The organism is Nonomuraea sp. NPDC050547 (assembly GCF_044457345.1).
In the GTDB taxonomy this organism is placed as follows: domain Bacteria; phylum Actinomycetota; class Actinomycetes; order Streptosporangiales; family Streptosporangiaceae; genus Nonomuraea.
This window is the reverse complement of sequence record NZ_JBITGW010000002.1, coordinates 149,580-176,136: the sequence shown is the minus strand read 5'-3', so window position 1 is coordinate 176,136 and position 26,557 is coordinate 149,580. Positions and strand designations below refer to the sequence as shown.

Sequence of the window (26,557 nt, the reverse complement as noted above, 5' to 3'; positions counted from 1 at the left end):
TCACCGGCCGGGCGGGGCGTGGAACACGTTGGCCTGCTGGTTGTTGTCACCCACCTGCACGCCTTGGGCGCCGCGCACGTCGACCGTGTACTTGCCCGCCCGCGACCCCGCGGCGTCGGCCAGTTCCATCAGCGCCCGCGCCGCCGTGACCAGTTCGCCGTCGCCCTCGGCGCCGGCGGCGGCCAGCTCGGCCAGCAGGGGATTGCGCCAGGTGTCGGGTGCCTGTTCGTGGCGATCCAGCGCCAGCTCACCGTCGGGACGGCCGTCGAGCCGCCGTTTGGCCAGCCCCTTCAACGCCTCGTACGCGTCCTTGACCGCCGCCGACGCGGTGTCCTTCAGCCCCAGCGCCGCGCCCGCGGCCAGCGCCGTCACAACCAAGGTGACCGGATCCATCCCGCCTCCTCTGGGAGATGCGGCCATGGTGTCACCTCAGGCTCCCGCGCGGCAGCCGGTTCCCGCTAGGGATGCGGGCGCACGGGCCCGGCGGCGGCAAGACGTGAGGGCGGAGTGTAGAGGGGTAGCGAACGGTAACCGCTGCGATAGGCCGACGACAGCAGGCGCAGCAGTTCGCTCTCCGCGTCGTGGCGCAGGATGCCGCGCAGGCGGGTCAGGTCGTTGAGGTAGCGGTCGTAGCGGGCCAGGCGGGTGTGGCGGGAGCCGCCCAGGGCGGTGACGACCTTGGAGCGCGGGGCGCCGTCCTCGATCAGGGCGGCCACGTCGAGTTTTCTGTCGATGGCGTCCAGGCGGGCGTGGATGCGTTCGCGGCGCCGTTCGTCGGGGGTCAGGCGTTCGCCGATGCGCTCGTGGTAGCGGTTGGCGGCCATGCTGAGCTCGTACACGCTCCACTCGTCGTCGATCCGTCGCTCGCACCAGGCGCGCTGGTCCTCGGCCATCGCCTGGTCGAGTCTGGCCAGCAGCGAGACCAGCCAGAACGTCGCCGCCTCCTTCGCCAGCGAGCGGCGGCCCTCCTCGTGGGCGCGTACCTGGCTGAGCCATAACCCGCTGGGCGCCACCGCGCCGAGCAGGGTGGCGAGGTTGTCGTTGAGCATCGCGCCGAACAGGAGGGCGACCCCCGCCGAGACCAGCCCGGTCAGCAGGATGATGGACACCGCCAGCCAGCGTCCCTCCGGTCCGAAAGGCCGGCCCTTGCCCTGGCAGCGCAGGAGCAGGAACGCCGTCGCCGAGATCACGGCCAGCACCACCGTCAGGCCTATGCGCACGGCAAGGTCGTCCATGGAATCCGCCTCTCCCGCAGAGCGTTCCCCTCATAGTCACACGCGCGCCCTGTTCGGCACATCCGGAAAATCCGTTGCTGGCCGCACATACCGGGCAGATACCGTAGAGGAGCACTCACCAAAGGAGATCTCCCATGCCCGCCCCGCTGGTCGTCAACGACTCGGTCGTCATCCCGGACGCCGAGCTCGTCTGGCGTTTCTCCCGCTCGTCGGGGCCGGGCGGCCAGGGCGTGAACACCACCGACAGCCGCGTGGAACTCCTCTTCGACGTCTCCGCCACGACCGCGCTGCCGCCCGCCCTGAAGGAGCGCGCGCTGGCCCGGCTGGGCGGGCCGCTGATCACCATCGCCGCCTCGGAGTACCGCTCCCAGCTGCGCAACCGTGAGGCCGCCGTCCAGCGCCTGGCCCAGCGGCTGCGCGAGGCCATCGCACCGCCGCCCAAGCGCCGCCGCGCGACCAAGCCCACCCGGGGCTCGGTCGAGCGCCGCCTGGCCTCCAAGAAGGCCCGCTCCGACGTGAAGCGCCTGCGCCGCGACGTCTAGCGGGTACGGCGGCGCGCCTGCCGTACCCGATTAACGACCCCCGAGCCATCACCACCCGCGCCCTGTGCGCGGGCCTTCCGGCGGGGGTCAGGCGGGGACGGCCACCCGGATGGTGCGGATCTCGGCTTTCAGGATGCGGGCGGCCTCCTCCGGGTCGTAGGTGGGGGCGGTGCACAGAAAGAGGGTGTGGCCGTCCGGGCCGCCGAGGGCGCAGGCGAAGACGCCCACGTCCCCGGTGCTGATCTCCTGGACGATCTCGCCGCCCTCCCGCACCCGGATCGCCCGGTTGCCGCCCGCGTCGGCCACCCAGACCGCGCCCTCGCTGTCCAGCGCGATGCCGTCGGGGTTGGCGGAGCCCAGGTCCGCCCAGACGCGGCGGTTCACCAGGGCGCCGTCGGGGGCGAGGTCGAAGGCGGTCAACCGGTTGGCGTAGGACTCGGCGATGATGAGGGTGCGGCCGTCCGGGGTGATGGCCGGGCCGTTCGGGAAGGCCATGCCGGCGGCCGCCTCGTGCACGCCGCCGTCCGGGTCCACCCGGTACAGGGCGGTCGGCGCCCCGCCGAAATCGCACGCCCCCGCGTAGGCGCGGCCGGACGGGTCCGTGACCAGGTCGTTCACCGGCAGTTCGGTCAGTGCGGACAGATCGGCGTGCACGCTCGTCCTACCGTCGGCGATCCTGAGCACCTTGCGGTCCATCATCGAGGCGACCAGCAGGCTTCCGTCGGGCAGCCGGCCCAGCCCGGACGGTGACCCCGGGACCTCGGCCACCACTTCCGCGGTGCCGTCCATCGAGACCGCCAGGACGTGGCGCCGCCAGAAGTCCGACACCCACAGCCGCCCCTCGTGCCAGCGCGCGCCCTCGAAGAACGCGCCGCCGCCGATGAGAGTCTCCATCTGACTTCCTCCTGTTGTGAGGTTGTGTTCTCATCCGGGACGTAGAAGCCGAAGCGGCGTTCTCGACATGCCGGGCCCAAGATTCCTCACGAATTTTCCACGGCCCGGCCGGAACCTCCGGGGCCGGGGGAAAGCGGGGCGGGGTGGTCAGTAGGTGACGGTGATGGCGCGGGCGGGGCCGTCCACGCGGATCTGGCCGCCGTACGGGATGACCACCTGGGGATCGGTGTGGCCGAAGTCGACGTCGAAGACCGCCATCGTGTCCGGGGCGTAGCGGGCCAGGACCTTCAGGACCGCCTCCCGCTGGTCGCCGGCGTAGGTGACCTGCTCTTCCGGAGTCAGGGGGCGGCTGAAGGACCAGGCCTTGGCGCGGCCGATCAAGATGGCCGGAAATTTCGCGAGAAGTCCGCGTTCGCCCATGTTGCGGAGGATGCGGAAGACCTCGTCGGAGGAGGGCAGTTCCTCGCTGGTCTCGACGATCAGAACCATGCCCTCGTACGCCGACGCGTCCCGGATGCCGCGATCCGCCATCAGGAGCCAGGACAGGATCTCCAGGTTCCCGCCCCAGGTGGCGCCCTCGACGACCCGGTCCGGGCGGTGCCAGCGCCAGCCGTCGCACGGGCGCGCCGGCGGTGGCGCGTCGAAGGAGGCCGGGTCGTCCCACGGCTTGTCCAGGTCGCTGAACTCGAAGGACTCCGGCAGCTTGTAGGGGCCGGAGGTGAACAGGGCGGCGCGCAGCGACTCGGCGCTGGCCGGGTGCATGCCGCCGCACCGTCCGAACTGGCACATGACCGACCCGCCGTGGTAGGCGACGATGCCGAGGTTCCACAGGTGGAGCAGCAGGTTGGTGTTGTCGCTGTAGCCGAAGAACGGCTTGGGGCTGGCCCGGATGACCGCGTCGTCGAGGTACGGCGTGACCGTGATCTGGTCGTCGCCGCCGATGCTGGCGATGATGGCCTTGATCGACGGGTCGGCGAAGGCGGCGTTGACGTCGGCGGCCCGATCGCGCGCGCTCGCCCCCATGACCCGCGTGGCCGGGAACTCCACCGGCACCAGCCCGAACTCCTCACGCAGCACCCGCACCCCCGCCTCGAACGGCAGCGGCAGGATCCCCGGCAACCCGGCCGAGGGCGAGAGCACGGCCACCTTGTCCCCCGCCTGCGGTTTGGGCGGATAAATCATCATCTTTGGCCTTCCTCTCGACACCCGATCACCACCGAGCCGTCCACCCGGCACCCGATCACGACGGTGCCCCAGCGCGACGTCCCGTCACGACGGAGCGTCCCGTCACGACGGAACGTCCTCCTTGCGCCTGAAGATCAGCACGAGCACCCGCAGCACCAGGATCGCCGCGATGACCAGCAGGTTGTAGCCCAGCAGATCGAACAGGCCGAGGTTCAGGGCCGCCACCGACACCGGCCCGCCCTCGGTCCCCAGCAGGAACACCGCCATGATCCCCGCGGTGGCCCCCAGCACGGTCAGCAGGATCTGGTGCAGCAGCCCGGTGAGATAGCGCCGGTCACGCTCGTCGGCGAACAACCGGACGTTGACCGAGAACCGCCCGTGCTCGGCCGCGCTGGCGATGCGCTCGATCCGGCGCGGCAGGCGGCGCACCATCGGCAGCAGCGCCGCCGCCTCCTGGACCACGGCCTCCTTCAGGGTGGTGCCGGACAACTGCTCGGCGAGGTAGCGGCCGGCGAAGGCGCGGGCCTCGGTGATGAGGTTGAAGCCGGGCGCCAGCCGTACCAGCGTGCCTTCGAGTGTGGCCAGCGCGCGGAAGACGGCGGCGACCTCCGGCGGGATCGACAGCCCGTACTCGGAGACGATCCTGAACAGGTCGGTGAACATGGCGGCGCTGTCCATGCCGGGCCCGAGGTGGCGGGCCATGAACTGGCCGAGCGCGCGCTCCAGCCCGGCCTCGTCGATGTCCTCGGGGCGCGGGACGACCTCCAGCAGGGCGTCGGTCACGCCGAGCGGGTCCTGCCGGTTGAGCGCCATCAGGAAGCGTTGCAGGGCGGCGCGGACGGAGGCGTCCAGGCGGCCGACCGAGCCGAAGTCGAGCAGGCCGAGGCTGCCGTCGTCCAGGACCATGATGTTGCCGGGGTGCGGGTCGGCGTGGAAGACGCCCTCCAGCAGGATCTGGCGCAGCAGCGTGTCGAGCAGGTCACGGGCCAGCCGCGCGCTCTCCCCCGGTACGCCCGCCAGCGGCTTGCCGTTCAGCCGCTGCATGACCAGCACCCGGTCGGTGCACATGCGCGGGTACGGCACCGGGTAGGTGACCTGGTCGCTCGGGGTGGCGGCGACCGCGGCCATGTTGGCCGCCTCGATGCGGAAGTCGAGCTCCTCGCGGATCGCGACCGCGAACCCCTCGGCCAGGTCGCGCATGCCTAGAGAACGGCCCCACTTCGTGCGGGACTCCAGGGTGACGGCCAGCCTGCGCACGATGTCGAGGTCCTTGGCCACGACGGTGCCGATGCCGGGCCGCTGGACCTTGACCACGACCTCCTCGCCCGTGTGCAGGCGGGCGGTGTAGGCCTGGGCGATGGAGGCGGCGGCGAGCGGGACCCGGTCGAAGGCGGCGAACACCTGGTCGACCGGCCCGCCGAGCTCGGCGGCGAGCACCGGCTCGACGCGTTCCCACGGCAGCGGCGCCACCTGGTCCTGCAGCCGCCCGAGCTCGTCGACGAACTCGGGCGGAAGCAGGTCGCGCCTGGTGGAGAGCACCTGGCCGAGTTTGACGAAGGTGACGCCGCCGTCGTCGAGGGCCTCGCGCAGCGAACGGGCCAGCCGTACCTTGCCGGAGCGGTCGTGCAGGCTCTCGCCCCGGCCGCGCAGGTAGGGGCCGAGGCCGTGCCTGATCGCGATGCGGGTGATCTGGGAGTAGCGGCGGCCCCGGGAGATCCGGCCGCGCAGTCCCTTGACCACCTCGATGGGGCCGGGGATGGAGCCGGGCGGCACCAGCGCCTCGGCCATCACCAGGATCACCATCGGGATCAGCACGGCCAGCATGCCGAGCATGATCATGACCCAGACGGCGCCGAAGCCCGGGTCCTCCCCCGGCTGAAGGTTCTGGAACCCACCGATGATCGGCGCGAAGATCGGCCCCGACAACCCGAAGCCGATCGCCGCGGCCAGGAACACCCGGAACCCGCCGAGATGGACGCCCAGCAGTCGCTGCGCCAGCCTGGCCACGATCAAGACCATGACCAGGACGGCGAACGAGAAGAAAAAGGAGGTCTGGACGTCCATGGGGGAGATCATCCCATGTTGGCGGCCCTGGCCCTGCGCTCTTCCCTGCGGGCGACGAACCGTGCGGCCGTGACCTCGGTCTTCTCCAGGAACCCGGCCAGCTCCTCGCGGGCCTTCTCACCCTCGGCGTCCAGCCCGGTCTGGTCGAAGACGGCCCACTGGCGCAGCACCGGCATGAGCACGTCGTCCAGGTGCAGGCGCAGGTCGTAGATGCCCTCGTTCGCGATGATCATCGCCTTGCGGGCGAAGCCCTGGATGCCGGAGCCGGGCATCTGGAAGGTGGTGACCACGTCGGTGACGGCGCGCATGGTCTGGTTGGGGTCCAGCTCGAAGGCGGCCTTGAGCAGGTTGCGATAGAAGAGCATGTGCAGGTTCTCGTCGGCGGCGATCCTGGCCAGCAGCCGTTCGCAGCCCTCGTCGCCGGTGGCCCTGCCGGTGTTGCGGTGGGAGATGCGGGTGGCCAGCTCCTGGAAGGAGACGTAGGCCAGCTGCTGGAGCATGGTGCCGTACTCGGTCTGGAAGCCCTGCTCCATGTGGATCATCCGGGCCCGCTCCAGCGCCACCGGGTCGACGGCGCGGGTGACCGTGAGGTAGTCGCGGATCGCGGTGCCGTGCTTGTCCTCCTCGGCGGTCCAGCGGTGCACCCAGGTGCCCCACGCGCCGTCGCGGCCGAACGTGGTGGCGATCTCGTGGTGGTAGCTGGGGAGGTTGTCCTCGGTGAGGAGGTTCACGATCAGCGACACCCGAGCCGACTCGGGGATCTTGGAGTCGCTGTCCTGCCAGGCCTCGCCCTGGTAGATGCCGTCGAAGTCGCGGCCCTGACTCCAGGGAACGTACTCGTGCGGGAACCACTCTTTGGCCACCTTGAGATGGCGGTCGAGCTCGCCCGCGACCACGGGCTCCAGCGCGTGCAGCAGTTCCGTCTGAGTCATCGCCATAAAGATCGTCTCCTTGAAGTTACGGCACCGTAGGTTAGGCTACCCGATGGGCAAAACCGACTTTTGTGTGCGAAACCCACAAGGATCAGGCCGAGCGGTCCTCCATTTCCCACAGATGGTCGAGGACGTGCCACGTGACGCGGCGCACGACGTAACGCGGCGTCCACTTGTGCTCCCAGCTGCCCGGCCACGGCCGGGACAGCACGGCGGCGAGTTCGTCGCGCATCGCGTCGCGGTCGGCCGCCGACTTGTAGGGCGGGTGGCGCACACCGGACTGGCGGGCGTAGTTGCGCTCGGCCTCGGTGACGTGATCGACCATCTTCGTCCGGTCGCGGCCCCCGCCGCGCGGCCCCTTGCGCAGTTCCTCCGGCGAGATCGCCGCCGTCTCGTCGAACAACCGCCAGGCCGCGCGCATGAGCGCGACGTCACGGGCGGCCGCGTCTGCTCCGACCGCCGCGCGGTCGGCCTCCGGCTCCTTCTCCGGCGCCCCGAAGTCGGTGGTCGCGCCGCCCTTGAGCCGCTCGACGACCTCGGGCTCGCCCGGCTCGAAGGCGAGCGCGGCCTCTCCGGCCACGACGGCGTAGCGGGGCGCGTAGTGCATGAGGTTCTCGATCGCCTGCTCCTCCGACCTGCCGATACGGCACCAGCCGGGCCACTCCAGCGAGCAGGCGAAAACCCTCTTCAGGCCGCTTTCCAGGTAGATGCGGGTCATGTCGTCCAGCCTCGCGGTCATACCTGACAGGGAGCGTCAGATTAGGTCGATGAGATCGGCGACCGACTCCACGACCAGCGACGGCCGGTACGGATAGCGGTCCACCTGGTCGCGCTGGATCACGCCGGTCAGGACGAGGATCGTGAAGAGGCCCGCCTCCATGCCGGCGACGATGTCGGTGTCCATCCGGTCGCCGATCATCGCGGTGTTCTCGCTGTGACCCTCGATCGCGTTGAGCGCGCTGCGCATCATGCCCGGATTGGGCTTGCCCACGAAGTACGGCTCGACGCCGGTCGCCTTGGTGATCAGCGCGGCGACCGCGCCGGTGGCCGGCAGCGAACCCTCGTTCGTGGGACCGACCGGATCGGGGTTGGTGGCGATGAAGCGGGCGCCGGCCTCGATGAGGCGGATGGCGCGGGTGATCTGGGTGAAGCTGTAGGTGCGGGTCTCGCCGAGCACCACGTAGTCGGGGTCGAGGTCGGTCAGGACGTAACCGGCCTCGTGCAGCGCGGTGGTCAGCCCCGCCTCGCCGACGACGTACGCGGAGCCGCCGGGGCGCTGGTCCTGAAGGAACTGGGCCGTGGCCAGGGCCGAGGTCCAGATCGACTCGGGCGGCACGTCGAGGCCGGCGGCGCGCAGCCGTACGGAGAGGTCGCGCGGGGTGTAGATCGAGTTGTTCGTGAGCACCCGGAAGGGCTTGCCGGATTCCGCCAGCCGCTTGATGAACTCATCGGCCCCCGGCACCGGCAGCCCCTCGTGCACGAGAACGCCATCCATGTCGGACAACCAGGAGTCGATGCGCTTACGCTCAGTCACGAGGACAATCGTAGCGAGCCCCGCTTGTCAACATGGCAACAGGGATGTGAAGAATGACGGCATGTCGTCGTTCACGGAATCCGCCCAGGACATGCGGGACGAGCTCGTCCGGCTCCGCCACTCGCTGCACACCACGCCCGAGATCGGCCTCACCCTGCCACGTACGCAGGAGAAGGTCCTGGCCGCGCTCGACGGCCTGCCCCTGGAGATCACGACCGGTTCGTCGCTGAGCTCCGTCACCGCCGTGCTGCGCGGGGGGCGGCCCGGCCCCGCCGTACTGCTGCGCGGCGACATGGACGCGCTGCCCGTCGCCGAGCGCAACGACCTGCCCTACATCTCGCAGAACGACGGCCAGATGCACGCCTGCGGCCACGACCTGCACACCGCGATGCTCGCCGGGGCCGCCCATCTGCTGGCCGCGCGGCGCACGGAGCTGGCCGGGGACGTGGTGTTCATGTTCCAGCCCGGCGAGGAGGGCTACGAGGGCGCCAAGTACATGATCGACGAGGGTGTGCTCGACGCGCCCGGCCGGCGGGTCGCGGCCGCCTACGGCATGCACGTCGTGTCGGCGATGCTGCCGCCGGCGCTGTTCGCCAGCCGCCCGGGGCCGCTCATGGCGGCGGCCGACACGTTCCTGGTCACGGTGAAGGGCAAGGGCGGGCACGGCTCCTCGCCGCACCGCGCGCTCGACCCGATCCCGGCCGCGTGCGAGATGGTGACCGCGCTGCAGACGCTGGTGACGCGGCAGTTCGACGTCTTCGACCCGGTCGTCATCACGGTGGGCAGCTTCCACGCGGGCACGGTCGACAACGTCATCCCGGACGACGCGCACTTCCAGGCCACCATCCGGACCTTCAGCAAGGAGAACCGGGCGCTGGTCAAGCGGCGCGTGATCGAGGTGGTCGAGGGCATCGCCGCGGCGAACGGCATGGCCGTGGAGGCCGGGTTCGGGATGGGCTACCCGGTGACGGTCAACAACGCCTCGGAGGCGGAGTTCGCGGGGCAGACGGTCGAGGAGTTGTTCGGGCCGGGCCGGTTCTTCGTCACGCCGCAGCCGGTGATGGGCTCGGAGGACTTCTCGTACGTGCTGGAGCAGGTGCCCGGCGCCTTCATCTTCCTGGGGGCCTGCCCGGCCGACCGCGATCCGGCCAGCGCGCCGTACAACCACTCACCCGAGGCCGCCTTCGACGACGCCGTCCTGCCCGACGGCGCCGCCCTCTACGCCGCCCTCGCCCATTCTCGCCTCGCCTCTCTCTGACAACCCTTCCCGTACATTACGGCGAAGCCGCCCCCACGCCACCCGCCGCATTGGGCGGGCGTCGATCGTGGGGGTCGCTTCTCACGTCGGACGGAGCACCCGCCGTCACGGCCCCCCTTGACCGGCCAAGCCACCACGTGACCGGCAAGGTCGCCCCTTGACCGACCACGACGCCATGTGACCGGCTACGGCCCCTTTGGCTGGCCAAGCCGCCGCTTGACCGGCTGGGGCTGTTCTTTACCGGTCGGGGCAGTACGTGGCCGGCCAGGGCCTTTGGGCCGGTCGGGTCGCCGCTTGGCCGGCTGGGGCGGGCCTTAGCCGGTTCAGGCTCTCCGGCCGGGCGGTTTGGTGGCTCCTGGGTGGGGTGGGTTCTTGACGCGGTCATAGGGTGGAGGGGTGATCGCTCAGGAGCGTGCGGTGGTCGACGGCAGGCCCGCGACCGGCGCCGACATGGGTCTCGGGATCGCCGCCCGAGGCGGGCACTTCACCGCCATGCAGGTCAGGAACCACGCGGTTCGTGGTCTCGACCTGCATCTCGACCGGCTCGACCAGGCCACCGAAGAGCTCTACGGGCTGCCCGTCGACCGTGACCTGGTCGTCGAGTCGATCGCCGCCGCGCTCGGCGGCGACCTGCACGACGCCTCGGTCCGGGTGAACGTGGTGCTGACCGGCCGCCTGCACGTCATCGTGACGACCGGGGCCCCGGTCGACGCGCCGTCCGCGCCCCAGCGGCTGATGACGGTGGCGTACCAGCGCTTCCTGCCGCACATCAAGCACGGCGGCGGGTTCCCCTCCATCCACCTGGGCCGACGGGCCGCCGCGGAGGGCTTCGACGACGCGCTGCTCGTCGCCGACGACGGGACGATCTCCGAGGGCACGATCACGAACCTGGGCTGCTTCGACGGCTCGCGTGTCGTGTGGCCGCAGGCGGCGATGCTGGAGGGCATCACGTTGCGGCTCTTGCGACGGCGGCTGCCCCTGGCCGGCATCCCGCAGACCGTCCGCACGCTGAAGCCCGCCGACCTGGCCGGTTTCGCCGCGGTCTTCCTCACGAACTCCTGGGGCGTCAGCCCCGTCGGCCAGGTGGACGATCTGGTCCTGTCCGCCGAGCCGCAGGACCTCTCCCCCATCCTCACCGTCTATGAGGACACGCCATGGGATCCGATACCCCGCCTGTAGGGATGATGCGCGCCTGGGTGGTGGACACCCCCGGGCGGCCGCTCGTCATGGAGGAACGCCGGGTCCCGGTGCCGGGGCCGGGTGAGGTGCTGGTCAAGGTGGAGGCGTGCGCGCTCTGCCGTACGGACCTGCATCTGGCCGAGGGCGACCTGCCGCCGCGCCGTCCGCGGGTCACGCCCGGCCATCAGGTGGTGGGCCGGGTGCGCGGCGGCGACCGGGTGGGCGTGGCCTGGCTGCGCAGCACGTGCGGCCGGTGCCGGTACTGCCTGCGCGGGGATGAGAACCTCTGCCCGGACTCGGCCTACACCGGCTGGGACGCGCACGGCGGGTACGCCGAGTACGTGGTGGCCAGGGCCGACTACGTCTACCCGCTGCCCGGCGACGTCCCGGCCGAACGGCTGGCGCCGCTGCTGTGCGCGGGCATCATCGGCTACCGCGCCCTGATGAAGGCGGGCCTGCCGGGGTCCGGCGGCAGGCTGGGCGTCTACGGTTTCGGCGCCTCCGCGCACCTCACCGCCCAGGCAGCGATCGCGCTGGGCCACACGGTCCACGTCGTCACGAGGTCGCCCGCGGCCAGGCGGCTCGCCCTGGAACTGGGCGCGGCCTCGGCCGGCGGGCACGAGCCGCCGGAGCCGCTGGACGCGGCGATCCTGTTCGCCCCGGTCGGCGACCTCGTGCCGCCCGCCCTGGAGGCGCTCGACCGCGGCGGCACGCTGGCCGTGGCGGGCATCCACCTGACCGGCATCCCGGCGCTGAACTACGACCGCCACCTCTTCCAGGAGCGCGTGCTACGCAGCGTGACCGCCAACACGCGGCAGGACGGACGCTCCTACCTGCGCCTGGCCGGTCAGCACCCGCCGAGCGTGAAAACGACCGCCTACAGCTTCGACGACGCCCCCCTGGCGCTCATGGATCTGGCAAACGGCCAGGTCAACGGCGCAGCGGTCCTTATCATCGGGTGATGGCGCCAAGCGCCACACAAGGGGTCCATGAAGGAAAGTTACATTAACCTCACAACCTCTGGAGATTATTGACGCCTCCTCCACCTGCCCATAAGGTCCGGACAACCCCAGAACTATCTCCGGAGCGGTAAATGAAGCGACTAGCAGCGGCAGTGGCGTTGCTGGGCCTTGCGGCCGGCGTGACAGCGTGTAGCGGCGGCGGCAGCGGCACCACCAACAAGTCCGGCTCGGGCGGTGGTGGCGGGCTCTTCACCACGATCGACGTGAACAGGCCGGGCATCGACGCGAGCGCGCCGCCGAACCCGTACAACCCGAAGGGCAACGCCTTCCCGGGGTACACCACGATGAAGATCGGCTGGGTCGTCAACCACCTGACCGACCCCAACAAGGCGCTGCCGGGCATGGCGGCCAGTTGGGAGATCGCGCCGGACAACTCCTCGATCACTTTGAAGCTGCAGCCGAACGCCAAGTGGTCGGACGGCAAGCCGGTGACCGCGGAGGACGTCAAGCTCTCCATCGCCCTCGCCTACACGCAGGGCAGCACGGCCTTCGCCGTCACCCCGGGCGCCGCGGGCGCCGCGGCCGACGTCACCGTGGTGGACGACAAGACCGTCAAGATCACACAGGATCTCTCCAACCCCAGCCCCAAGTTCGCCCGCGGCGTGCTGGACACCACGGTCCTGCCCGCCCACATCTGGAGCGCCGCGGTCCCCGCCACCATCTGGGACACGATCAAGACCGCGCGCGGTGACGGCGCCGAGGCCGAGAAGGCCCGCGAGGACATCACCAAGCTGGGCCAGCAGGTGATCGCCTTCGCACCGCAGAAGGACGTCGCCGGCGGCCCGTTCGTGCTGGAGCGGGCCAACCCCGGCGAGGCGCTGCTGGTCAAGAACAAGAACTTCTTCAACGTCGCCAACGTCGCGCCGGACCAGGTGAAGATCCTCAACTTCACCGGCAACGAGCAGATCTGGAACTACCTGACCCAGGGCAAGCTCGACCACTCCGGGTTCGTCGCCGCTCCGACCGACGTGATGAACCGCATCAAGGCCGCCCCGGGCAGCGAGGTCATCAAGGGGTACTCCCCCGTCGCCGTGAGCATGGCCTTCAACCAGAGCAAGAAGCCCTACGACAACGTGCACGTGCGCAGGGGCCTGGCCTACCTGATCGACCGCGAGCAGGTCACCAAGGTCGCCTCGCCCGAGGGCGGCACCCCCGCGGCCACCACCAGCGGCATCCACCAGAAGGCGGCCGCCGCCTGGATCCCCGAGACGCTGCCCAAGCTGGAGCAGTACAAGACGGACCTGGCCAAGGCCGAGGAGGAGTTCAAGACCGCCGGCCTGACCAAGAAGGACGGCAAGTGGACGCTGGCCGACGGCTCGCCGTGGAAGGTCTCCATGCACGCGCCGGCCGGGTTCTCCGACTGGCTGTCGGCGCAGGAGAACATCAAGAGCCAGCTCACCAAGGCCGGCATCGAAGCCGAGGTCGTGACCACGGCTGACTACCCGGTCTACCTGGAAGAGCTCGCCGCCGGCAAGTACGACGTCGGCTTCTGGCTGATGGCGCTCGGCCCCGCGCCGTACGACATCTTCCAGCGCCTCTACGGCGCCTCGAACGGCTGGGCCAACGTCGGCGGCAAGATCAAGCACTCGGCCGCCGGCAAGAGCGGCAACTGGATGGGCGGCCCCGAGCAGATCGAGGTCGAGGGCGGCAAGATCAACCCCGGTGAGCTCACCGCCAAGCTGAACTCGGTCGGCCCCGACGAGGCCAAGCCGATCATGAGCCAGCTGGCGCAGGCGGCCAACCAGGACCTGCCGGTCATCCAGCTCTGGGACTACATCAACAACCAGTTCGTCAACAACAGCCGCTTCACCGGCTGGCCCCACGACGACGAGATCTTGCGCCTCGGAACCGGCGTCCTTCCCTCGGGTGTCTGGATCCAGCAGGGTCTGGTCAAGAAGAAGCAGTAAGGCACCCATGACGGTTATCGCGCGGCGTCTCGCGGGCCACCTGGCCCGCGGGATCGTCATGATCCTCGTGGTCGCGACGATCAGCTTTTTCATCGTCAACAACATCCCGGGCGACCCGGTGGCGGCCCGCTACGAGAAGCTGCTCGAAGGCGGCATGTCGCCCGAGGCGGCGATGCAGGCCACGAAGGTGATGTACGGCTTCCTGCCCTCGGGCTCGATGTGGGACCAGTACCTCGCCTACATGGGCGGGCTGTTCCGCTTCGACCTCGGCATCTCGATCACCCGGCCCGGGCAACCGGTCACCGACGTGCTCGCCGAGGCGGCGAAATGGACCGTTCTTCCGGTGCTGATCGGCACCCTGCTCAGCTTCCTCGTCGGCGTCGTCTTCGGCGTCTACGCGGCGATCAAGCGCACCGGCAAGCTCGGCGACGCGCTGGCCATCTCCGGCTCGCTGCTGCACGGCATCCCGCAGTACATCCTGGCGATGCTGCTGGTCGTCATCTTCGCGACGCTGATCCCGCTCCTGCCGCCCGACAGCCCGGTGGACATCCTGTTCGAGCCCGGCTGGAACAGCGGCTACCTCGGCTCGCTGGCCCAGCACGCCGTGCTTCCCGTCGCCACCTACGCCCTGTCGGCCTACGGCGGCTGGATCCTGGCGATGAAGTCGAGCGTGGTGACGGTGCTCGGCGACGACTTCATCCTGGCCGCCGAACTGCGCGGGATGAAGCGCTCGATCGTCTTCCGCTACATCGCCCGCAACGCGATCCTGCCGCTGTTCACGATCCTGGCGCTCTCGCTCGGCCTGCTGCTCGGCGGCGCCGTCTTCATCGAGAAGATCTTCAACTACCCGGGTCTGGGACTGCTGCTCATCGACAGCATCACCCTGCGCGACTACCCGCTCATGGGCGGCGCGTTCCTGCTGATCACCGCCTCGGTCATCGTGGCCAACATCGTGGCCGACCTGTTCTACACCGTGATCGACCCGCGGGTGCGCGGCGGAGAGGAGGCCTCATGAGCGTCATCCTGGAGAGCACGAGCACGAGCGCCACCATGCGCCGCAACTTCTGGCACGGCGTGTGGCGGGTCATGAAGCGCAAGCCCAGCCGCATGGTCGGCGTCGTCATCATCCTGGGCTTCGCGTTCATGGGCGTCTTCGGGCCGATGTTCTACCCGGACATCCTGCCCGACAACGCCAACGCCATCACCCAGCCGCCGAGCTGGGAGCACTGGTTCGGCACCGATCCGCAGGGCCGCGACGTGGTCGCGCTGGTCGTCAAGGGCTCGCGCTACGTCCTGCTCAGCGCGGCGGTGACCGCGGTCATCACGGTCGTCGTCGGCACCGGTCTCGGCCTGTTCTCCGGCTTCAAGCGGGGCCGCTGGGACACCGTGCTCATGCGGGTCACCGACATGAAGCTCACCATCCCCGGCCTGCCGCTGCTGCTGGTGCTGGCCACGGTGTGGAAGTTCGGCAACCCGTTCCAGATGGGACTGGTGCTCGGGCTGCTGGGCTGGGGCGGAGTGGCGCGGGCCGTACGGGCGCAGACGCTGTCGCTGCGCGAGCGCGGCTTCATCGAGGCGGCGCGCGGGCTCGGCCTTTCCACGACGCACATCGTCGGCAAGGAACTGCTGCCGAGCATGGCGCCCTACATCGCCATGAACATGCTCATCGCGGTCACCGGCGCCGTCTACGCGCAGGTCGGCCTGTTCTTCCTCGGCGTCCTGCCCTATGAGTCGGACAACTGGGGCGTCATGCTCAACCTGGCGGTCTTCCAGGCCGGCGCGATGATCCAGCCGTACGCGCTCGGGTATCTGCTGGCCCCGCTGCTGGCGATCCTGCTGCTCACGCTCGGCATCGTGCTCGTGGTCGACGCCATGGACGAGATCTTCAACCCCCGGCTGCGCGAGGAGTAGAGGTGGCAAAACAGGCGCCGGGAGTGCGCATCGACGGCCTGACGGTCGTCTACAAGACCCCGGCGGGCGAACTGCCCGCCGTGCGCGATGTCAGTCTGGAGCTGAAGCCGGGCACCATCACCGGCATCGTGGGCGAGTCCGGTTCGGGCAAGTCCACGATGGCGCTGTCGCTGCTCAACGCGGTCCAGCCGCCCGGCCGCATCCAGCACGGCAGCGTGGAGATCGACGGGCTCGGCGACGTCGCCGAGTTCCGGGGCGAGCAGCTGCGCAAGGCCCGCGGCCGGCACATCGGCTACGTCTTCCAGGCCGCGCAGAACTCGCTGAACCCGCTCAAGACCGTCGGCAAGCAACTGCTCGACCTCGGCCGTTCCCACGGCGTGGAGGACCTGCGCGCCCTGGTCAGGGAGGCCAGGGAGCTGCTGGGCCGGATGGGCCTGGACGGCGCGCGGGTGCTGGACTCCCACCAGCACGAGCTGTCGGGCGGCATGCGCCAGCGCGTCGGCATCATGCTGGCGCTGGTGCTCAACGCGCACCTCGTGGTGCTCGACGAGCCCACGACCGCGCTCGACATGATCACTCAGTCGAACATCCTGAAGATCGTGCGCGAGGTGCACGCGGAACGCGGCCTCACCACGCTGGTCATCACCCACGACATCGGCGTCGTGGCCGAGGTGGCCGACCGGCTGGCGGTCATGTACGGCGGCCGCCTGGTCGAGCAGGGCCCCACCCGCGAGGTCCTGGCCGACCCGCAACATCCGTACACCAGGGGCCTGATCAGGGCCATCCCCCGCCTGGTGGGCGACATCAACGAGGCCCAGGCGCTGCCCGGTCGCCCGCCCACCCTGGCCACCGTGCCGAAGGAAGGGTGCGTGTTCCGCGAGCGCTGCCCGCTGCGCATGGACGTCTGCGACACCGTCGACCCGGCGGCCCAGGCGTACGGCGAGCGGATCGTGGCCTGTCACGCCGTCGACAGCGCCGTCAAGGTGCCATCCAGGGAAGGCGAGCTCGCGTGATCACGGGGAAAGGCATCACCAAGACCTTCAAGCAGCGGGGCAGTGTGCTCGCCGGCCGGGAGGTCCAGGCGCTGCGCGGGGTGGACTTCGAGATCCCCAAGGGCGGCGCGGTCTCGTTCATCGGCGAGTCGGGCTGCGGCAAGACGACGCTGGGCCGGATCATCGCCGGGCTGGAGACCTACGACGGCGGTGAGATCGGCATCAACGGCACCGAGATGTCGTCGTTGAAGCCGAAGCAGCGCCAGCCGTACTTCCGGCGCATCCAGATGATCCACCAGGACCCGTACTCGGCGCTGAACCCGACGCGGACCATCCACCAGACGCTCTACGCGCCGCTCAAGCTGCGCGCCAAGCAGACGGGCCGCGACGAGAAGTGGATCGACGAGCGGGCGGCGGAGGTCCTGTCGCTGGTGGGCCTGGACCCGGGCAGCGTGCTGTCGCGCTACCCGCACCAGCTGTCCGGCGGCATGCGCCAGCGCGTGGTCATCGCCCGCGCGCTGACGGTGGACCCGGAGGTGCTGGTCGCCGACGAGGCCGTCTCCATGATCGACGTGTCGCTGCGGCTGGGCATCCTGGCGCTGCTGAAGGACCTGCGCGAACGGCTGGGCGTCAGCGTGCTGTTCATCACCCACGACGTGGCGACCTCGCGCTACATCGGCGACGACGGGGAGATGTACGTCATCTACCGCGGCCAGGTCGTCGAGCGCGGGCCGGTGGACACCGTGATCGCCGACCCGGTGCACCCGTACACGCAGTCGCTGCTGTCGGCCATCCCGGTGCTGCACGGCCTGGAGGAGCCGGGCGCCCAGCCGGTCGTGCCGGTGGAGGCGCTGGACGGCAGCCAGGAGGCGCAGGGCTGCCTGTTCGCCAGCCGGTGCCCGTTCCGCCAGGACCGCTGCGAGACCGAGCGGCCGGTGCTCCAGGTGACCGAGGGGGCGCCGCAGGAGCACGCCTGCTTCTATCCCGAGCGCCGCGACGTGATCGCCCGGCCGATGAGCGGGGTGTGAGGCCCGTGGGGGGAACGCGCGGGACCGAGCCCGACCTGGAGGAGGCGGGGCGGATCGCGCGGGCGGCGCTGACGTACGACTCCGCGGAGGGGGCGGCGCTGGTCAAGCGGCTGGCGCGGCCGCCGGCCGACCGGCGCTGGACGGCGATCGTCGAGGGTGGCGGGGTGGTCTTCGCCTCCATGTCGACGCGTGACGCCGCGCTCGGGCACATCGATCTGCTGGCCGTACATCCGGATGAGCAGGGCAAGGGGCGCGGCCGGGAGCTGGTGGGCGCGGCCGAGGAGTGGCTGCGCGCGCGGGGCGCGGCGCAGGCGCGCTTCGCCGGCAACCCGCCGTGCTACGCCTGGCCGGGCATCGACGTGCGCTACACGCCCGCGGCGGCGCTGGCCGAGCGGCTGGGCTACGAGCGCTACCACGTGGCGTGGAACATGACCGCCGACCTCGGCACGGACCTGTGCGTGGAGAAGGACCTGGCTCTGCTGGCCACGCGGGGTGTGCGGGTCGGCGTGAGCACCGGCGGCGGCGACCGCGAGCCGATCGTGGAGTTCGCCCGCCGCAACTGGAACGACAGCTGGGCCTGGGAGGCCGAGACGGCCGCCGGCGTCGTCTACGCCGAGCGCGACGGGGAGATCCTGGCGTTCGCGGCGTGGGGCGGGCGGCCGGGCTGGTTCGGCCCGATGGGCACCGCTCCGGCGGCGCAGGGGCTGGGCGTGGGCCGGGTGCTGCTGCGCCGCGCGCTGGCCTGCCAGCGTGACGAGGGGCAGGCCTGCGCGCAGATCGGGTGGGTGGGACCACTGCGGTTCTACTCGCGCGCCGTGGGCGCGCGAGCCGAACGCGTCTTCTGGCTCTACCGCCGCGAGCTGGGGTAGAGCAGGTGGCCATCGGGGAGGCTAGGGTCGGGACACAGCTCGCGGGGGTCGCCGCCGTCGTCCAGGCAGCGCGTGAGCGTGTCGGACCCCCACAGGTGCTCCATGAACAGGTTGGGGCCCCACCAGGCGAAGTCGCCGGGGTAGAGGGTGCGCGCCAGGTGGAGCATCGACAGGCCGGTGAGCACGGGGCGGAAGGCCCGCCGGTCGTGCACGTGCAGCTGGACGCCGCAGACGGTGCTGCCGGCGTGCTTCTGGAAGGTGGGGGTGAAGGACACCTCGCGGAAGCGCACGCCGGGCAGGCCGAGGGCGTTGAGCTCGCGGGCGTAGCGCTCGTCCGCGTACGGCGCGCCGACCAGCTCGAAGGGCCGGGTGGTCCCGCGGCCCTCGGAGAAGTTGGTGCCCTCGAACAGCCCGGTCCCGGGGTAGACCAGGGCGGTGTCGACGGTCGGCATGTTGACCGACGGCATCACCCAGGGCAGCCCGGTCTCGGCGTAGGACATCGCGCGCGTCCAGCCGTCCATCTCGACGACCAGCACGTCGGGGTCGAACATCAGGGCCAGTTCCCCCGCGGTCCTGCCGTGGCGGATCGGCAGCGGGAAGCGGCCGACGAAGCTGGCGAAGGCGGGGTCGAGCAGGGGGCCCTCGACGACGGTCCCGCCGAGGGGGTTGGGCCGGTCGAGGACGGCGAAGCGCACGCCCAGCCGGGCGGCGGAGGTCAGCAGGTCGTACATCGTCCAGATGTAGGTGTAGAAGCGGGTTCCGACGTCGGCGATGTCGAAGACCAGCGTGTCCACCCCCGAGGCGGCCACGACGGCGTCCAGCTCGTCACCGGAGATCTGGTGGGTGTCGTAGACGGGCAGTCCGGTCCTGGGGTCGAGCGCGTCCTTCTCGCTGAAGCCCGCCTGGGCGGTGCCGCGCATGCCGTGCTCGGGCCCGAACAGCGCGGTGACCGGCACTCCGGCCGCCAGCAGCGCCTCCAGGGCAGGGGTCAGGTCGGGCAGGACGCCCGTCGGGTTGGTGATGAGGCCGATCCGCTCTCCGGGGACGAGCGAGGGGTCGTTGGCCAGCCGTTCGGCTCCGGTTCTTACGTGTTGCATGAACCCATTGTCTGAAAGTTATTTACAAGAGAGAAGTAGATGGTGGAAATTAGCGTCATGAGTGATCCGGAGCTGTCCACGGAACAGAGCGATCCGCGCTACAGCCAGATTGACCGGCTGCCGACCGAGCAGATCGCCGAGTTGATGAACCAGGCCGACGCGTCCGTCCCCGCCGCGGTCGCCGCCGCCGTGCCGGACATCTCCGCCGCCATCGACGCGATCGCCGCGCGGATGGCCGCCGGGGGCAGGCTGCTGTACGTCGGCGCCGGCACCTCCGGCCGCCTGGCGGTGCTGGACGCCTCGGAGTGCCCGCCCACGTTCGGCACGGACCCGTCGCTGGTCCAGGGCATCATCGCCGGTGGACCCGACGCGCTGACCCGGTCCATCGAGGGCGCCGAGGACGACGCCGGGGCGGGCGCCGCCGCGATCGCGGAGCTGGAGGTCGGCGCGGACGACTCCGTCGTCGGCGTCTCGGCCAGCGGGCGCGCCCCTTTCGTGATCGGCGCGCTCGGTGAGGCGACCGGGCGCGGGGCGCTGACCGTGGGCCTGTCGTGCAACACCGGCGCGCCCCTGTCGGCGGCGGCCGAGCACGGGATCGAGGTCGTGGTCGGTCCCGAGGTGGTGACCGGCTCGACCCGGCTCAAGGCGGGCACCGCCCAGAAGCTGGTGCTGAACATGATCTCCACGATCTCGATGATCAGGCTGGGCCGTACCTACGGCAACCAGATGATCGAGATGTCGGCCATGAACTCCAAGCTGGCCGGGCGGGCCGTGCGCATGGTCGGCGACATCACCGGCGCCGACGCCGAGACCGCCCGCACGACGCTGGAGGCCGCCGACGGCCAGGCCAAGGTCGCCGTCCTGATGATCAGGCACGGCATCGACGTCGCAGCCGCCCGCACCCTGCTGGAGGAGCACGGCGAACGGCTGGCCGACGCTCTGGAAGGCGCGCAGAGCTGATGTCCGACCGGCTCGACGCGATCCTGGCAGAAGCGGTTCCCGGCACCGCCTCGGCGGCCGTGGCGCTCATCGCCGTCGACGGCGTCGTGGCCGCCTCCTCGGTCGCGGGCGAGCTGGTCCGCTACACCGACCTGGAGTTCACCCTCGCTCCCGAACGGCCGGCGGCCCAGCGTGACTCGATCTTCGACCTGGCCTCGATCAGCAAGCTGTTCACCACGGCGGCCGTGCTGTCGCTGACCGAGGACGGGCCGGCACGGCTGGACGAGCCGGTGGCGCGGTGGCTGCCCGGCAAGGATCCGCGCGTCACGCTGCGCCGGCTGCTCACCCACACCGCCGGGCTGCAGGCCACCCGCCGCATCGACCTCGAACTGCCGGACGCCGGCCCGGCCGCGCGCATGGCCGCCATGGTCGGCACGCCGGTGACCGGTGCGGTCGGCGGGCCGTACCTCTACACCGACGTCGGCATGGTCACCGTGGGGCGGATCGCCGAGCTCGCCGGTGGGGCGCCGCTCGACGAGCTCGTGCGGGCCCGCGTGACCGGGCCGCTCGGCCTGGCCGACACCGGCTACAACCCCGGCCTCGGCAAGCTGCCCAGGATCGCCGCCACCGAGTGGAAGCCCGAGCGTCCCGGCCCCGGCTGCGTGCGCGGCCGGGTGCACGACGAGACCGCCTACGGCCTCGGCGGCGTCGCCGGGCACGCCGGGATCTTCTCCACCGCCGACGACGTGCTGCGCTTCGGCGAGAACCTCCGGCTCGGCGGCGGGCCCGTCCTGCGGCCGGAGACGGTCGCCGAGATGCTGCGCGACCAGGGCGCGGAGGGCGCCGCGTTCCGGCACGGGCTCGGCGTGCGCCTCGGCGACCCATCCATCGTCGGGCCGCTGGAAGGCGCCTTCGGCCACTCCGGCTTCACCGGCACCTCGCTGGTCGTCGACCCGGTGCACCGCCTGACCGTCGTCCTGCTCACCAACGCCGTCCACCCGGTGCGCGGCAGGGACGGCATCCGCGCCCTGCGCCACGCCGTCGCCACGGAAGCACTCCGCCTCGCCCAGTAGCCGGACCGCCGCCGCGGAAGCGCGGCGGCCGCACCGCCGGCCCGGACGCGCTCCCCACACAAACGCCGTGGAGCGCTCCCCCCGCGCAAAAGCCGTGGAGGCGCTCCCCTTGCGCATGAGTTACCCGGGGCGTCAGGAAGCGGGAGCGAGTGCCTCCAGGGCCTCCTCGGCTCGGCGCATGGCCTCGTGGGCGGGGGCGGTGACGATCTCGGGGTCGAAGTTGAGGTCGTGGAAGACCTCGGTGACGCCCTTGGCCGCCAGCTCGTCCACGTCGGCGCGGATCTCCGCGTAGGTGCCGGTCAGCGGCGCGCGCTGCCCGGTCCGGACCTGGGTGACGCCTCTGACGACGAAGCGCAGGGCGTCCGGGTCGCGCCCGGCCTCCGCGGCCGCCGCCTTCACCTGGGCGATCTTCCGGTCGATCGTGGTCAGGTCCTCGCGGCTGGAGCTCATCCAGCCGTCGGCGATCCGCCCGGCCCTGCGCAGCGCCGGCTCGGCGACCCCGCCCATGAGGACGGGCGGCGGGCCGGGCTCCGGCTTGGGGTCCATGTGGGCGGGCGGCACCCGGTAGAACTCGCCCTCGTGCGCCACGACCTCATCGTTCCAGCAGGCGCGCAGCACCCGCACGAACTCCTCTCCCCTGCGCCCGCGCCCGGCGAAGTCCACGCCCGAGGCGGCGAACTCCTCCTCCAGCCAGCCCAGCCCCACCCCGGCCACCAGCCGCCCGCCCGCGAGCGTCTGCAGCGTGGCCAGCTGCTTGGCCAGCATCACCGGCTGCATGAACGCGTTGACCACCCCCACGCCGAGCTCGACCCGCTCGGTGACGGCCGACAGGTGGGCCAGCGTGATGAGCGGGTCGTGCACGCTGCGGTAGACGGGCCCCATCGGGTGGCCCTCCGGATAGAGCAGGCGCTGGAAGGTCCACAGGCCCGCGTAGCCGAGTTCCTCCGCGCGCGTGGCCACCGTGCGCATGTTGTCCGGCCGGGCCCACGGCCCTGAGATCGGCGCCCCGAAGCTGATCTTCATGACATCTCCCGCTTTGGCATCGTGCTGGGACACCTAGTCTTATCAAGTGGGTCTCACGGAGGAACTGGCGAGGGTGGCGGCGGACTACGGGGGCACGGGCGCGCCCGACGTCCATCCCAGCCGCACGGACGTGGTCGTGGTGCGCAGGGGCGAGGTCGTGGTCAAGGCGCACTCCGTGCGCGACGACCCGGTGTTGCTGGCGCCGCGGCTCCGCGCCGCCGGGGCCGCCGCGCTCAGCGGGATCATGCTCGCGCCGCTCGACACCGAGGTGCTCGACGTGGCGGGGCGGGCCGTCACCGTCTGGCCCGCCGGGCAGACCGTCGACCCGGACACCGCGCCGTGGGAAGAGGGGGCCAGGCTGCTGGCGCGGCTGCATGCCGTACCCCTGCCGGTGGTGTCGCCGCTTCCGGAGGCGGGCGGTCCCGCGCGCGCCGCCCGCGCGGTGCGGCGCATGGCCGGTGACGGCCCGGTCGAGCAGCTCATCCGGATGACCTTCGCCGGTCTGCCCGAGCCCGAGCCCGCCCCCGGCCTGCTGACCCACGGCGACTGGCATCTGGGCCAGCTGGTACGGCGGGAGCGCTGGCTGCTCATCGACATCGACGACCTGGGCGTCGGCGACCCGGTCTGGGATCTGGCCCGCCCGGCGGCCTGGTACGCCGCCGGCCTGCTGGAGGCGCCCGTCTGGGACCGTTTCCTGGGCGCCTACCTGGCCTCCGGCGGCCCCGCGCTGGACCCGGCGGATCCGTGGGCCAGGCTGGATGTGCCGACTCGTGCGCTGACCGCCCAGCTGGCGGCGGTCGCGGTCGTGAACGCCGCCCGCGACGGCCGGGAACTCGATGAGGTGGAGCATTCGTTGATCGAGGCGTGCGACAGAATTGTCGGGCTCCCTCAGGGCCTGCCATAGTGGCGCACGCACAGAGTTTTCCCCTGACGGCAAGGAGATCAAGCGGATGCAGTGCCCCAAGTGCCGCGGCAACATGCGGACATATGAGCGCAACGGGGTCCACATCGAGCAGTGTGACAACTGCCGGGGGATCTTCCTGGACTATGGCGAGCTCGAGACGATCACCAGGATGGAGTCGCAGTATCGCAGCGCGCCGCCGCCCGCGCCCGGCGGCCCCGCCTGGGGCGCTCCGTCGCACGGCGGCCACCACGGTGGCTACCACCACGGTCACAAGCGCAAGGACAGCTTCCTGGGCATGCTGTTCTCGTCCTGAAGACGTGACGACAGGGGCCGCGCGGGCGTCCGCGCGGCCCTTCGGCCTACTTGGGGAAGCTCTCCGGGTCCACGGGGTCGGTCGGTGCGTTGCCGCCGGAGACCGCGTGCAGGGTGATCCGCCAGTCGTGCCAGAGGATCTGCGAGGCGGTGTAGGTGGTCTTGAACTTCACCGACTTCTGGAAGCGCTCGAAGCTGCAGTCACGGGTGAAGGCCCGGTTCTTGCCGTCCCAGTCGACGCCGTGGGTGAAGTAGATCTTGTAGTTGCCGTCGCGGACGCCGCGCACCTTGTACTTGCCCTTCTTGCGGACGTAGATGCTGAAGGCCTTGGTGCCGCCGCGCATCACGGTCACGACGGCGTCGCGGGTGGAGCCGTTGTCGATCTGCAGCGAGCTGCGGCCGTTGAGGTTCTCGCGTTTGATGAACTTGCCGGTGCTCAGCCGCCGGCTCTGCTTGGCGGCGGCCTTGACCTCGATCACGTCGGCCGGGTAGTCGCCGGCCGCCTGCAGCGCGGCGCCGGTCTCGTCGAGCTGCTTGAGCGCGGCGCTGAGATCGGTGAGCACGCCGCCCGGGGTGCACACGTCACGGCTGCCGACCTTGCCGAGGGTCGAGCCGAGCTGGGCGGCGAACTCGCGCAGGCTGCCGACGTAGGCGTCGTGCTGGGCGCGTACCTCCTGCGGGGGCGTCACCGCCGACAGCTCGTCGGCGGCGCCGCGCAGTGCCTCCTCGGCACGTTCCACCCTCGTGTTCAGGGTCTTGACCGTGCGCGCGCCCATCATGGAGTCGATCGCGTCGGTCATGGCCCGCTTGCGGCCCGACAGCTCGCTCTTGTAGCTCTCCGGGGTGAGCGCCGTGGCGGGCGGTGCGGTGGTTCCCGTGCCGGTGCTGGGCTTGGCGGTGCCGGGGCCGCCGGCCACGCCCCTGGCGACGGGCTCACCACCGGTCGGTCCGCTGACACCTGAGGTACAGGCGGTGAGGGTCGCGAGAGCGAGCACGCAGGTCATCAACCGGGGGACAGCCACCTGCCACACTATTGCCCGGTTGATCCCCTTGCGTCAATTCACGATTCCGACAGGCCATGCTCCCTGTCCTGGCGCAACCAGCGGGTGATGCCCAGCTCCCGCAGGAACGGCAGGTCGTGGCTGGCCACGATCAGCGCGCCCCGGTAGGCCGACAGCGCCTGGGTGAGCTGCCGCACACTGGCCAGGTCGAGGTTGTTGGTGGGCTCGTCCAGCAGCAGCAGCTGCGGCGCCGGGTCGGCCGACAGCAGCGCCGCCAGCGTCGCGCGGAAGCGCTCGCCGCCCGACAGCGTGGACACCGGCTGGTGCACCCGCTCGCCCCGGAACAGGAACCTGGCCAGCCGCGAGCGCACCTCGGTGACCCCGGCGTCCGGGGCGAGGAGACGCACGTTGTCGAGCACGCTCCTGTCCTCGTCCAGCAGGTCGAGGCGCTGCGGCAGGTACCGGGAGGGCACCAGGGCGCCCTGCCCGGCGATCCGCCGCAGCAGCGTGGTCTTGCCCGAGCCGTTGGCACCGGTCAGCGCGATCCGCTCGGGCCCCTGCACGAGCAGCCTTTCGAGTACGGCCCCGCCGTCCGGCCGGACGGCGTGCTCCAGCGGCAGGTCCAGGACCACCCGCCCGGAGGGCACGGCGGTCTCGGGCAGCGAGATGCGGACCTCGCGGTCCTCGCGGACGGCCTGCTCGGCCTCGGTCAGCCGGTCGAGGGCTCCCTCCAGTTTCTCCGTGTGCATGATCCGGTGTTTGCCCGCGGAGACCTGGGCCTCTCGCTTGCGGGCGTTCATGATGATCTTCGGCTCCCGTTTCCGGGCGCTCATCTTGTTGCCGTAGCGGACCCGGCGGTCGAGCTTGACGTGCGCCTCGGCGAGGTCGCGCTTCTGCCTGCGCACGTCCGCCTCGGCCGCGCGTACCGTCCGCTCGGCGCTCTCCTGCTCGGCCGCGAGCATGCGCTCGTAGTCGTCCAGGTTGCCGCCGAAGACGCGTACCCGGCCCTCACGGAGCTCGGCGATCTGGTCGGCGAGCGCCAGCAGGGCGCGGTCGTGGCTGACCATCACCAGCACCCCGGGCCAGGAGGCGACGGCGGCGTAGAGCCGTTCGCGGGCCTGGAGGTCGAGGTTGTTGGTGGGCTCGTCGAGCAGCAGCACCTCGGGGTTCTTGAGGAACTGCGCGGCCAGCCCGACCATGACGACCTCGCCGCCGGACAGCGTGCCGACGGTGCGGTCGAGGCCGACGTGGTCCAGGCCGAGCCGGTCGAGTTCGGCGCGTGCCCGTTCCTCGACGTCCCAGTCGTCGCCGACGGTCTCGAAGTGCGCGACGGCGACGTCGCCGGACTCGATGGCGTGCAGCGCCGCCCGGACCCCGGCGATGCCGAGCAGGCCGGCGACGGTGGACTCCCGGCGCAGGGTGAGGTTCTGCGCGAGGTAGCCGACCCGGCCGGACAGGCTCACGCCGCCGCCGGTGGGCCGAAGCTCCCCGGCGAGGATCTTGAGCAGGGTGGACTTGCCCGACCCGTTGGCGCCGATCAGCCCGGTGCGTCCCGCCGGGAAGGCGGTTTCGAGCCGGTCGAGCACCAGCGTTCCGTCGGCCCAGCCGTAGGAGACGCGGTCGATGACCACGGAAAAAGACATGAGGTGGCTCCCA

The 26,557-nt window shown here is 71.1% G+C and carries 26 protein-coding genes; 14 read left to right on the top strand and 12 right to left on the bottom strand.

Annotated features, from left to right (window positions below; all coding sequences use genetic code 11):
* Both ACIBHY_RS05295 and ACIBHY_RS05290 read right to left on the bottom strand, forming a co-directional pair.
* On the bottom strand, nt 1-393 hold the full coding sequence (locus ACIBHY_RS05295) for a hypothetical protein (RefSeq protein ID WP_397306021.1): 393 nt from the start codon (nt 391-393) through the stop codon (nt 1-3).
* Between the two features lie 65 nt (nt 394-458).
* Nucleotides 459-1,235: a hypothetical protein gene (locus tag ACIBHY_RS05290; protein ID WP_397306020.1), complete on the bottom strand. Its 777-nt coding sequence runs from the start codon at nt 1,233-1,235 to the stop codon at nt 459-461.
* Nucleotides 1,236-1,369: 134 nt separating this feature from the next.
* On the opposite strand from ACIBHY_RS05290, the gene arfB reads away from it, so the two are divergent.
* The gene (gene arfB, locus ACIBHY_RS05285) at nt 1,370-1,777 is read left to right on the top strand and encodes an alternative ribosome rescue aminoacyl-tRNA hydrolase ArfB (protein ID WP_397256115.1); all 408 of its coding nucleotides are present in this window, start codon (nt 1,370-1,372) and stop codon (nt 1,775-1,777) included.
* Between the two features lie 87 nt (nt 1,778-1,864).
* Here the strand turns inward: arfB and ACIBHY_RS05280 are convergent, their stop codons facing one another.
* The 6 genes from ACIBHY_RS05280 to ACIBHY_RS05255 all read right to left on the bottom strand — a co-directional run bounded on the left by ACIBHY_RS05280 (nt 1,865) and on the right by ACIBHY_RS05255 (nt 8,386).
* Nucleotides 1,865-2,671 (bottom strand): SMP-30/gluconolactonase/LRE family protein, encoded by an 807-nt coding sequence (locus ACIBHY_RS05280; protein ID WP_397306019.1) that lies wholly within the window; start codon nt 2,669-2,671, stop codon nt 1,865-1,867.
* A gap of 147 nt (nt 2,672-2,818) precedes the next feature.
* Nucleotides 2,819-3,856, bottom strand: coding sequence for a S66 peptidase family protein (locus ACIBHY_RS05275; RefSeq protein WP_397255753.1), 1,038 nt, complete (start codon nt 3,854-3,856; stop codon nt 2,819-2,821).
* Between the two features lie 102 nt (nt 3,857-3,958).
* Nucleotides 3,959-5,920, bottom strand: a complete 1,962-nt coding sequence (locus ACIBHY_RS05270) for an ABC1 kinase family protein (RefSeq protein ID WP_397255755.1) — start codon at nt 5,918-5,920, stop codon at nt 3,959-3,961.
* Between the two features lie 8 nt (nt 5,921-5,928).
* A complete protein-coding gene (locus ACIBHY_RS05265; protein ID WP_379619738.1) occupies nt 5,929-6,858 on the bottom strand; it encodes an acyl-ACP desaturase in 930 nt (309 codons plus the stop codon).
* An 85-nt stretch (nt 6,859-6,943) separates the two neighbouring features.
* Nucleotides 6,944-7,591 (bottom strand): hypothetical protein, encoded by a 648-nt coding sequence (locus tag ACIBHY_RS05260; protein WP_397306018.1) that lies wholly within the window; start codon nt 7,589-7,591, stop codon nt 6,944-6,946.
* A 15-nt stretch (nt 7,592-7,606) separates the two neighbouring features.
* Nucleotides 7,607-8,386: an HAD-IIA family hydrolase gene (locus tag ACIBHY_RS05255; RefSeq protein ID WP_397096688.1), complete on the bottom strand. Its 780-nt coding sequence runs from the start codon at nt 8,384-8,386 to the stop codon at nt 7,607-7,609.
* 61 nt (nt 8,387-8,447) lie between these two features.
* On the opposite strand from ACIBHY_RS05255, the gene ACIBHY_RS05250 reads away from it, so the two are divergent.
* The 9 genes from ACIBHY_RS05250 (at nt 8,448) to ACIBHY_RS05210 (ending at nt 18,552) form a co-directional block, all read left to right on the top strand.
* Nucleotides 8,448-9,644 (top strand): M20 family metallopeptidase, encoded by a 1,197-nt coding sequence (locus tag ACIBHY_RS05250; protein WP_397255759.1) that lies wholly within the window; start codon nt 8,448-8,450, stop codon nt 9,642-9,644.
* Nucleotides 9,645-10,040: 396 nt separating this feature from the next.
* On the top strand, nt 10,041-10,823 hold the full coding sequence (locus tag ACIBHY_RS05245; protein WP_397255760.1) for an aminotransferase class IV: 783 nt from the start codon (nt 10,041-10,043) through the stop codon (nt 10,821-10,823).
* Nucleotides 10,799-11,785: a zinc-dependent alcohol dehydrogenase family protein gene (locus tag ACIBHY_RS05240; protein WP_397255762.1), complete on the top strand. Its 987-nt coding sequence runs from the start codon at nt 10,799-10,801 to the stop codon at nt 11,783-11,785. Before ACIBHY_RS05245 ends, ACIBHY_RS05240 begins: the two co-directional genes overlap by 25 nt.
* A gap of 131 nt (nt 11,786-11,916) precedes the next feature.
* Nucleotides 11,917-13,752 carry an ABC transporter substrate-binding protein gene (locus ACIBHY_RS05235; RefSeq protein WP_397306017.1) on the top strand — a complete coding sequence of 612 codons (1,836 nt, stop codon included), beginning with the start codon at nt 11,917-11,919 and terminating at the stop codon, nt 13,750-13,752.
* Between the two features lie 7 nt (nt 13,753-13,759).
* Nucleotides 13,760-14,767 (top strand): ABC transporter permease, encoded by a 1,008-nt coding sequence (locus ACIBHY_RS05230; protein ID WP_397255766.1) that lies wholly within the window; start codon nt 13,760-13,762, stop codon nt 14,765-14,767.
* Complete coding sequence (locus ACIBHY_RS05225; protein WP_397255768.1) at nt 14,764-15,663, top strand: ABC transporter permease; 900 nt, start codon at nt 14,764-14,766, stop codon at nt 15,661-15,663. Before ACIBHY_RS05230 ends, ACIBHY_RS05225 begins: the two co-directional genes overlap by 4 nt.
* 2 nt (nt 15,664-15,665) lie before the next feature.
* Nucleotides 15,666-16,676 (top strand): ABC transporter ATP-binding protein, encoded by a 1,011-nt coding sequence (locus ACIBHY_RS05220; RefSeq protein WP_397255770.1) that lies wholly within the window; start codon nt 15,666-15,668, stop codon nt 16,674-16,676.
* Complete coding sequence (locus tag ACIBHY_RS05215) at nt 16,673-17,683, top strand: ABC transporter ATP-binding protein (RefSeq protein WP_397255772.1); 1,011 nt, start codon at nt 16,673-16,675, stop codon at nt 17,681-17,683. The genes ACIBHY_RS05220 and ACIBHY_RS05215 overlap by 4 nt, the downstream gene beginning before the upstream one ends.
* Before the next feature lie 5 nt (nt 17,684-17,688).
* A complete protein-coding gene (locus ACIBHY_RS05210; RefSeq protein ID WP_397306016.1) occupies nt 17,689-18,552 on the top strand; it encodes a GNAT family N-acetyltransferase in 864 nt (287 codons plus the stop codon).
* On the opposite strand, the gene ACIBHY_RS05205 is transcribed toward ACIBHY_RS05210, so the two are convergent.
* On the bottom strand, nt 18,531-19,649 hold the full coding sequence (locus tag ACIBHY_RS05205) for an exo-beta-N-acetylmuramidase NamZ domain-containing protein (RefSeq protein WP_397255775.1): 1,119 nt from the start codon (nt 19,647-19,649) through the stop codon (nt 18,531-18,533). The genes ACIBHY_RS05210 and ACIBHY_RS05205 overlap by 22 nt on opposite strands.
* A 57-nt stretch (nt 19,650-19,706) precedes the next feature.
* On the opposite strand from ACIBHY_RS05205, the gene murQ reads away from it, so the two are divergent.
* Both murQ and ACIBHY_RS05195 read left to right on the top strand, forming a co-directional pair.
* The gene (gene murQ, locus ACIBHY_RS05200) at nt 19,707-20,609 is read left to right on the top strand and encodes an N-acetylmuramic acid 6-phosphate etherase (RefSeq protein WP_397306015.1); all 903 of its coding nucleotides are present in this window, start codon (nt 19,707-19,709) and stop codon (nt 20,607-20,609) included.
* Nucleotides 20,609-21,661 (top strand): serine hydrolase domain-containing protein, encoded by a 1,053-nt coding sequence (locus ACIBHY_RS05195; RefSeq protein WP_397306014.1) that lies wholly within the window; start codon nt 20,609-20,611, stop codon nt 21,659-21,661. Before murQ ends, ACIBHY_RS05195 begins: the two co-directional genes overlap by 1 nt.
* 132 nt (nt 21,662-21,793) lie before the next feature.
* On the opposite strand, the gene ACIBHY_RS05190 is transcribed toward ACIBHY_RS05195, so the two are convergent.
* Nucleotides 21,794-22,684 (bottom strand): TIGR03619 family F420-dependent LLM class oxidoreductase, encoded by an 891-nt coding sequence (locus ACIBHY_RS05190; protein WP_397255781.1) that lies wholly within the window; start codon nt 22,682-22,684, stop codon nt 21,794-21,796.
* Between the two features lie 46 nt (nt 22,685-22,730).
* Between ACIBHY_RS05190 and ACIBHY_RS05185 the strand changes: the two genes are divergently transcribed.
* Together ACIBHY_RS05185 and ACIBHY_RS05180 are read left to right on the top strand one after the other, a co-directional pair.
* A complete protein-coding gene (locus ACIBHY_RS05185) occupies nt 22,731-23,588 on the top strand; it encodes a phosphotransferase (RefSeq protein ID WP_397255783.1) in 858 nt (285 codons plus the stop codon).
* A 46-nt stretch (nt 23,589-23,634) separates the two neighbouring features.
* The gene (locus ACIBHY_RS05180) at nt 23,635-23,901 is read left to right on the top strand and encodes a zf-TFIIB domain-containing protein (protein ID WP_397255785.1); all 267 of its coding nucleotides are present in this window, start codon (nt 23,635-23,637) and stop codon (nt 23,899-23,901) included.
* Between the two features lie 46 nt (nt 23,902-23,947).
* Here the strand turns inward: ACIBHY_RS05180 and ACIBHY_RS05175 are convergent, their stop codons facing one another.
* Nucleotides 23,948-24,922 carry a hypothetical protein gene (locus ACIBHY_RS05175; protein WP_397255786.1) on the bottom strand — a complete coding sequence of 325 codons (975 nt, stop codon included), beginning with the start codon at nt 24,920-24,922 and terminating at the stop codon, nt 23,948-23,950.
* Nucleotides 24,923-24,960: 38 nt separating this feature from the next.
* On the bottom strand, nt 24,961-26,544 hold the full coding sequence (locus ACIBHY_RS05170) for an ABC-F family ATP-binding cassette domain-containing protein (RefSeq protein WP_397255788.1): 1,584 nt from the start codon (nt 26,542-26,544) through the stop codon (nt 24,961-24,963).
* Nucleotides 26,545-26,557 lie beyond the last annotated feature (13 nt).

What these genes read in the sequence shown, in the direction of transcription:
- ACIBHY_RS05295 (WP_397306021.1), bottom strand. Translation starts at nt 393, where the DNA reads ATGGATCCGGTCACCTTGGTTGTGACGGCGCTGGCCGCGGGCGCGGCG.
- ACIBHY_RS05290 (WP_397306020.1), bottom strand. Translation starts at nt 1,235, where the DNA reads ATGGACGACCTTGCCGTGCGCATAGGCCTGACGGTGGTGCTGGCCGTG.
- arfB (WP_397256115.1), top strand. Translation starts at nt 1,370, where the DNA reads ATGCCCGCCCCGCTGGTCGTCAACGACTCGGTCGTCATCCCGGACGCC.
- ACIBHY_RS05280 (WP_397306019.1), bottom strand. Translation starts at nt 2,671, where the DNA reads ATGGAGACTCTCATCGGCGGCGGCGCGTTCTTCGAGGGCGCGCGCTGG.
- ACIBHY_RS05275 (WP_397255753.1), bottom strand. Translation starts at nt 3,856, where the DNA reads ATGATGATTTATCCGCCCAAACCGCAGGCGGGGGACAAGGTGGCCGTG.
- ACIBHY_RS05270 (WP_397255755.1), bottom strand. Translation starts at nt 5,920, where the DNA reads ATGGACGTCCAGACCTCCTTTTTCTTCTCGTTCGCCGTCCTGGTCATG.
- ACIBHY_RS05265 (WP_379619738.1), bottom strand. Translation starts at nt 6,858, where the DNA reads ATGGCGATGACTCAGACGGAACTGCTGCACGCGCTGGAGCCCGTGGTC.
- ACIBHY_RS05260 (WP_397306018.1), bottom strand. Translation starts at nt 7,591, where the DNA reads ATGACCGCGAGGCTGGACGACATGACCCGCATCTACCTGGAAAGCGGC.
- ACIBHY_RS05250 (WP_397255759.1), top strand. Translation starts at nt 8,448, where the DNA reads ATGTCGTCGTTCACGGAATCCGCCCAGGACATGCGGGACGAGCTCGTC.
- ACIBHY_RS05240 (WP_397255762.1), top strand. Translation starts at nt 10,799, where the DNA reads ATGGGATCCGATACCCCGCCTGTAGGGATGATGCGCGCCTGGGTGGTG.
- ACIBHY_RS05235 (WP_397306017.1), top strand. Translation starts at nt 11,917, where the DNA reads ATGAAGCGACTAGCAGCGGCAGTGGCGTTGCTGGGCCTTGCGGCCGGC.
- ACIBHY_RS05230 (WP_397255766.1), top strand. Translation starts at nt 13,760, where the DNA reads ATGACGGTTATCGCGCGGCGTCTCGCGGGCCACCTGGCCCGCGGGATC.
- ACIBHY_RS05225 (WP_397255768.1), top strand. Translation starts at nt 14,764, where the DNA reads ATGAGCGTCATCCTGGAGAGCACGAGCACGAGCGCCACCATGCGCCGC.
- ACIBHY_RS05205 (WP_397255775.1), bottom strand. Translation starts at nt 19,649, where the DNA reads ATGCAACACGTAAGAACCGGAGCCGAACGGCTGGCCAACGACCCCTCG.
- murQ (WP_397306015.1), top strand. Translation starts at nt 19,707, where the DNA reads ATGAGTGATCCGGAGCTGTCCACGGAACAGAGCGATCCGCGCTACAGC.
- ACIBHY_RS05195 (WP_397306014.1), top strand. Translation starts at nt 20,609, where the DNA reads ATGTCCGACCGGCTCGACGCGATCCTGGCAGAAGCGGTTCCCGGCACC.
- ACIBHY_RS05190 (WP_397255781.1), bottom strand. Translation starts at nt 22,684, where the DNA reads ATGAAGATCAGCTTCGGGGCGCCGATCTCAGGGCCGTGGGCCCGGCCG.
- ACIBHY_RS05180 (WP_397255785.1), top strand. Translation starts at nt 23,635, where the DNA reads ATGCAGTGCCCCAAGTGCCGCGGCAACATGCGGACATATGAGCGCAAC.
- ACIBHY_RS05170 (WP_397255788.1), bottom strand. Translation starts at nt 26,544, where the DNA reads ATGTCTTTTTCCGTGGTCATCGACCGCGTCTCCTACGGCTGGGCCGAC.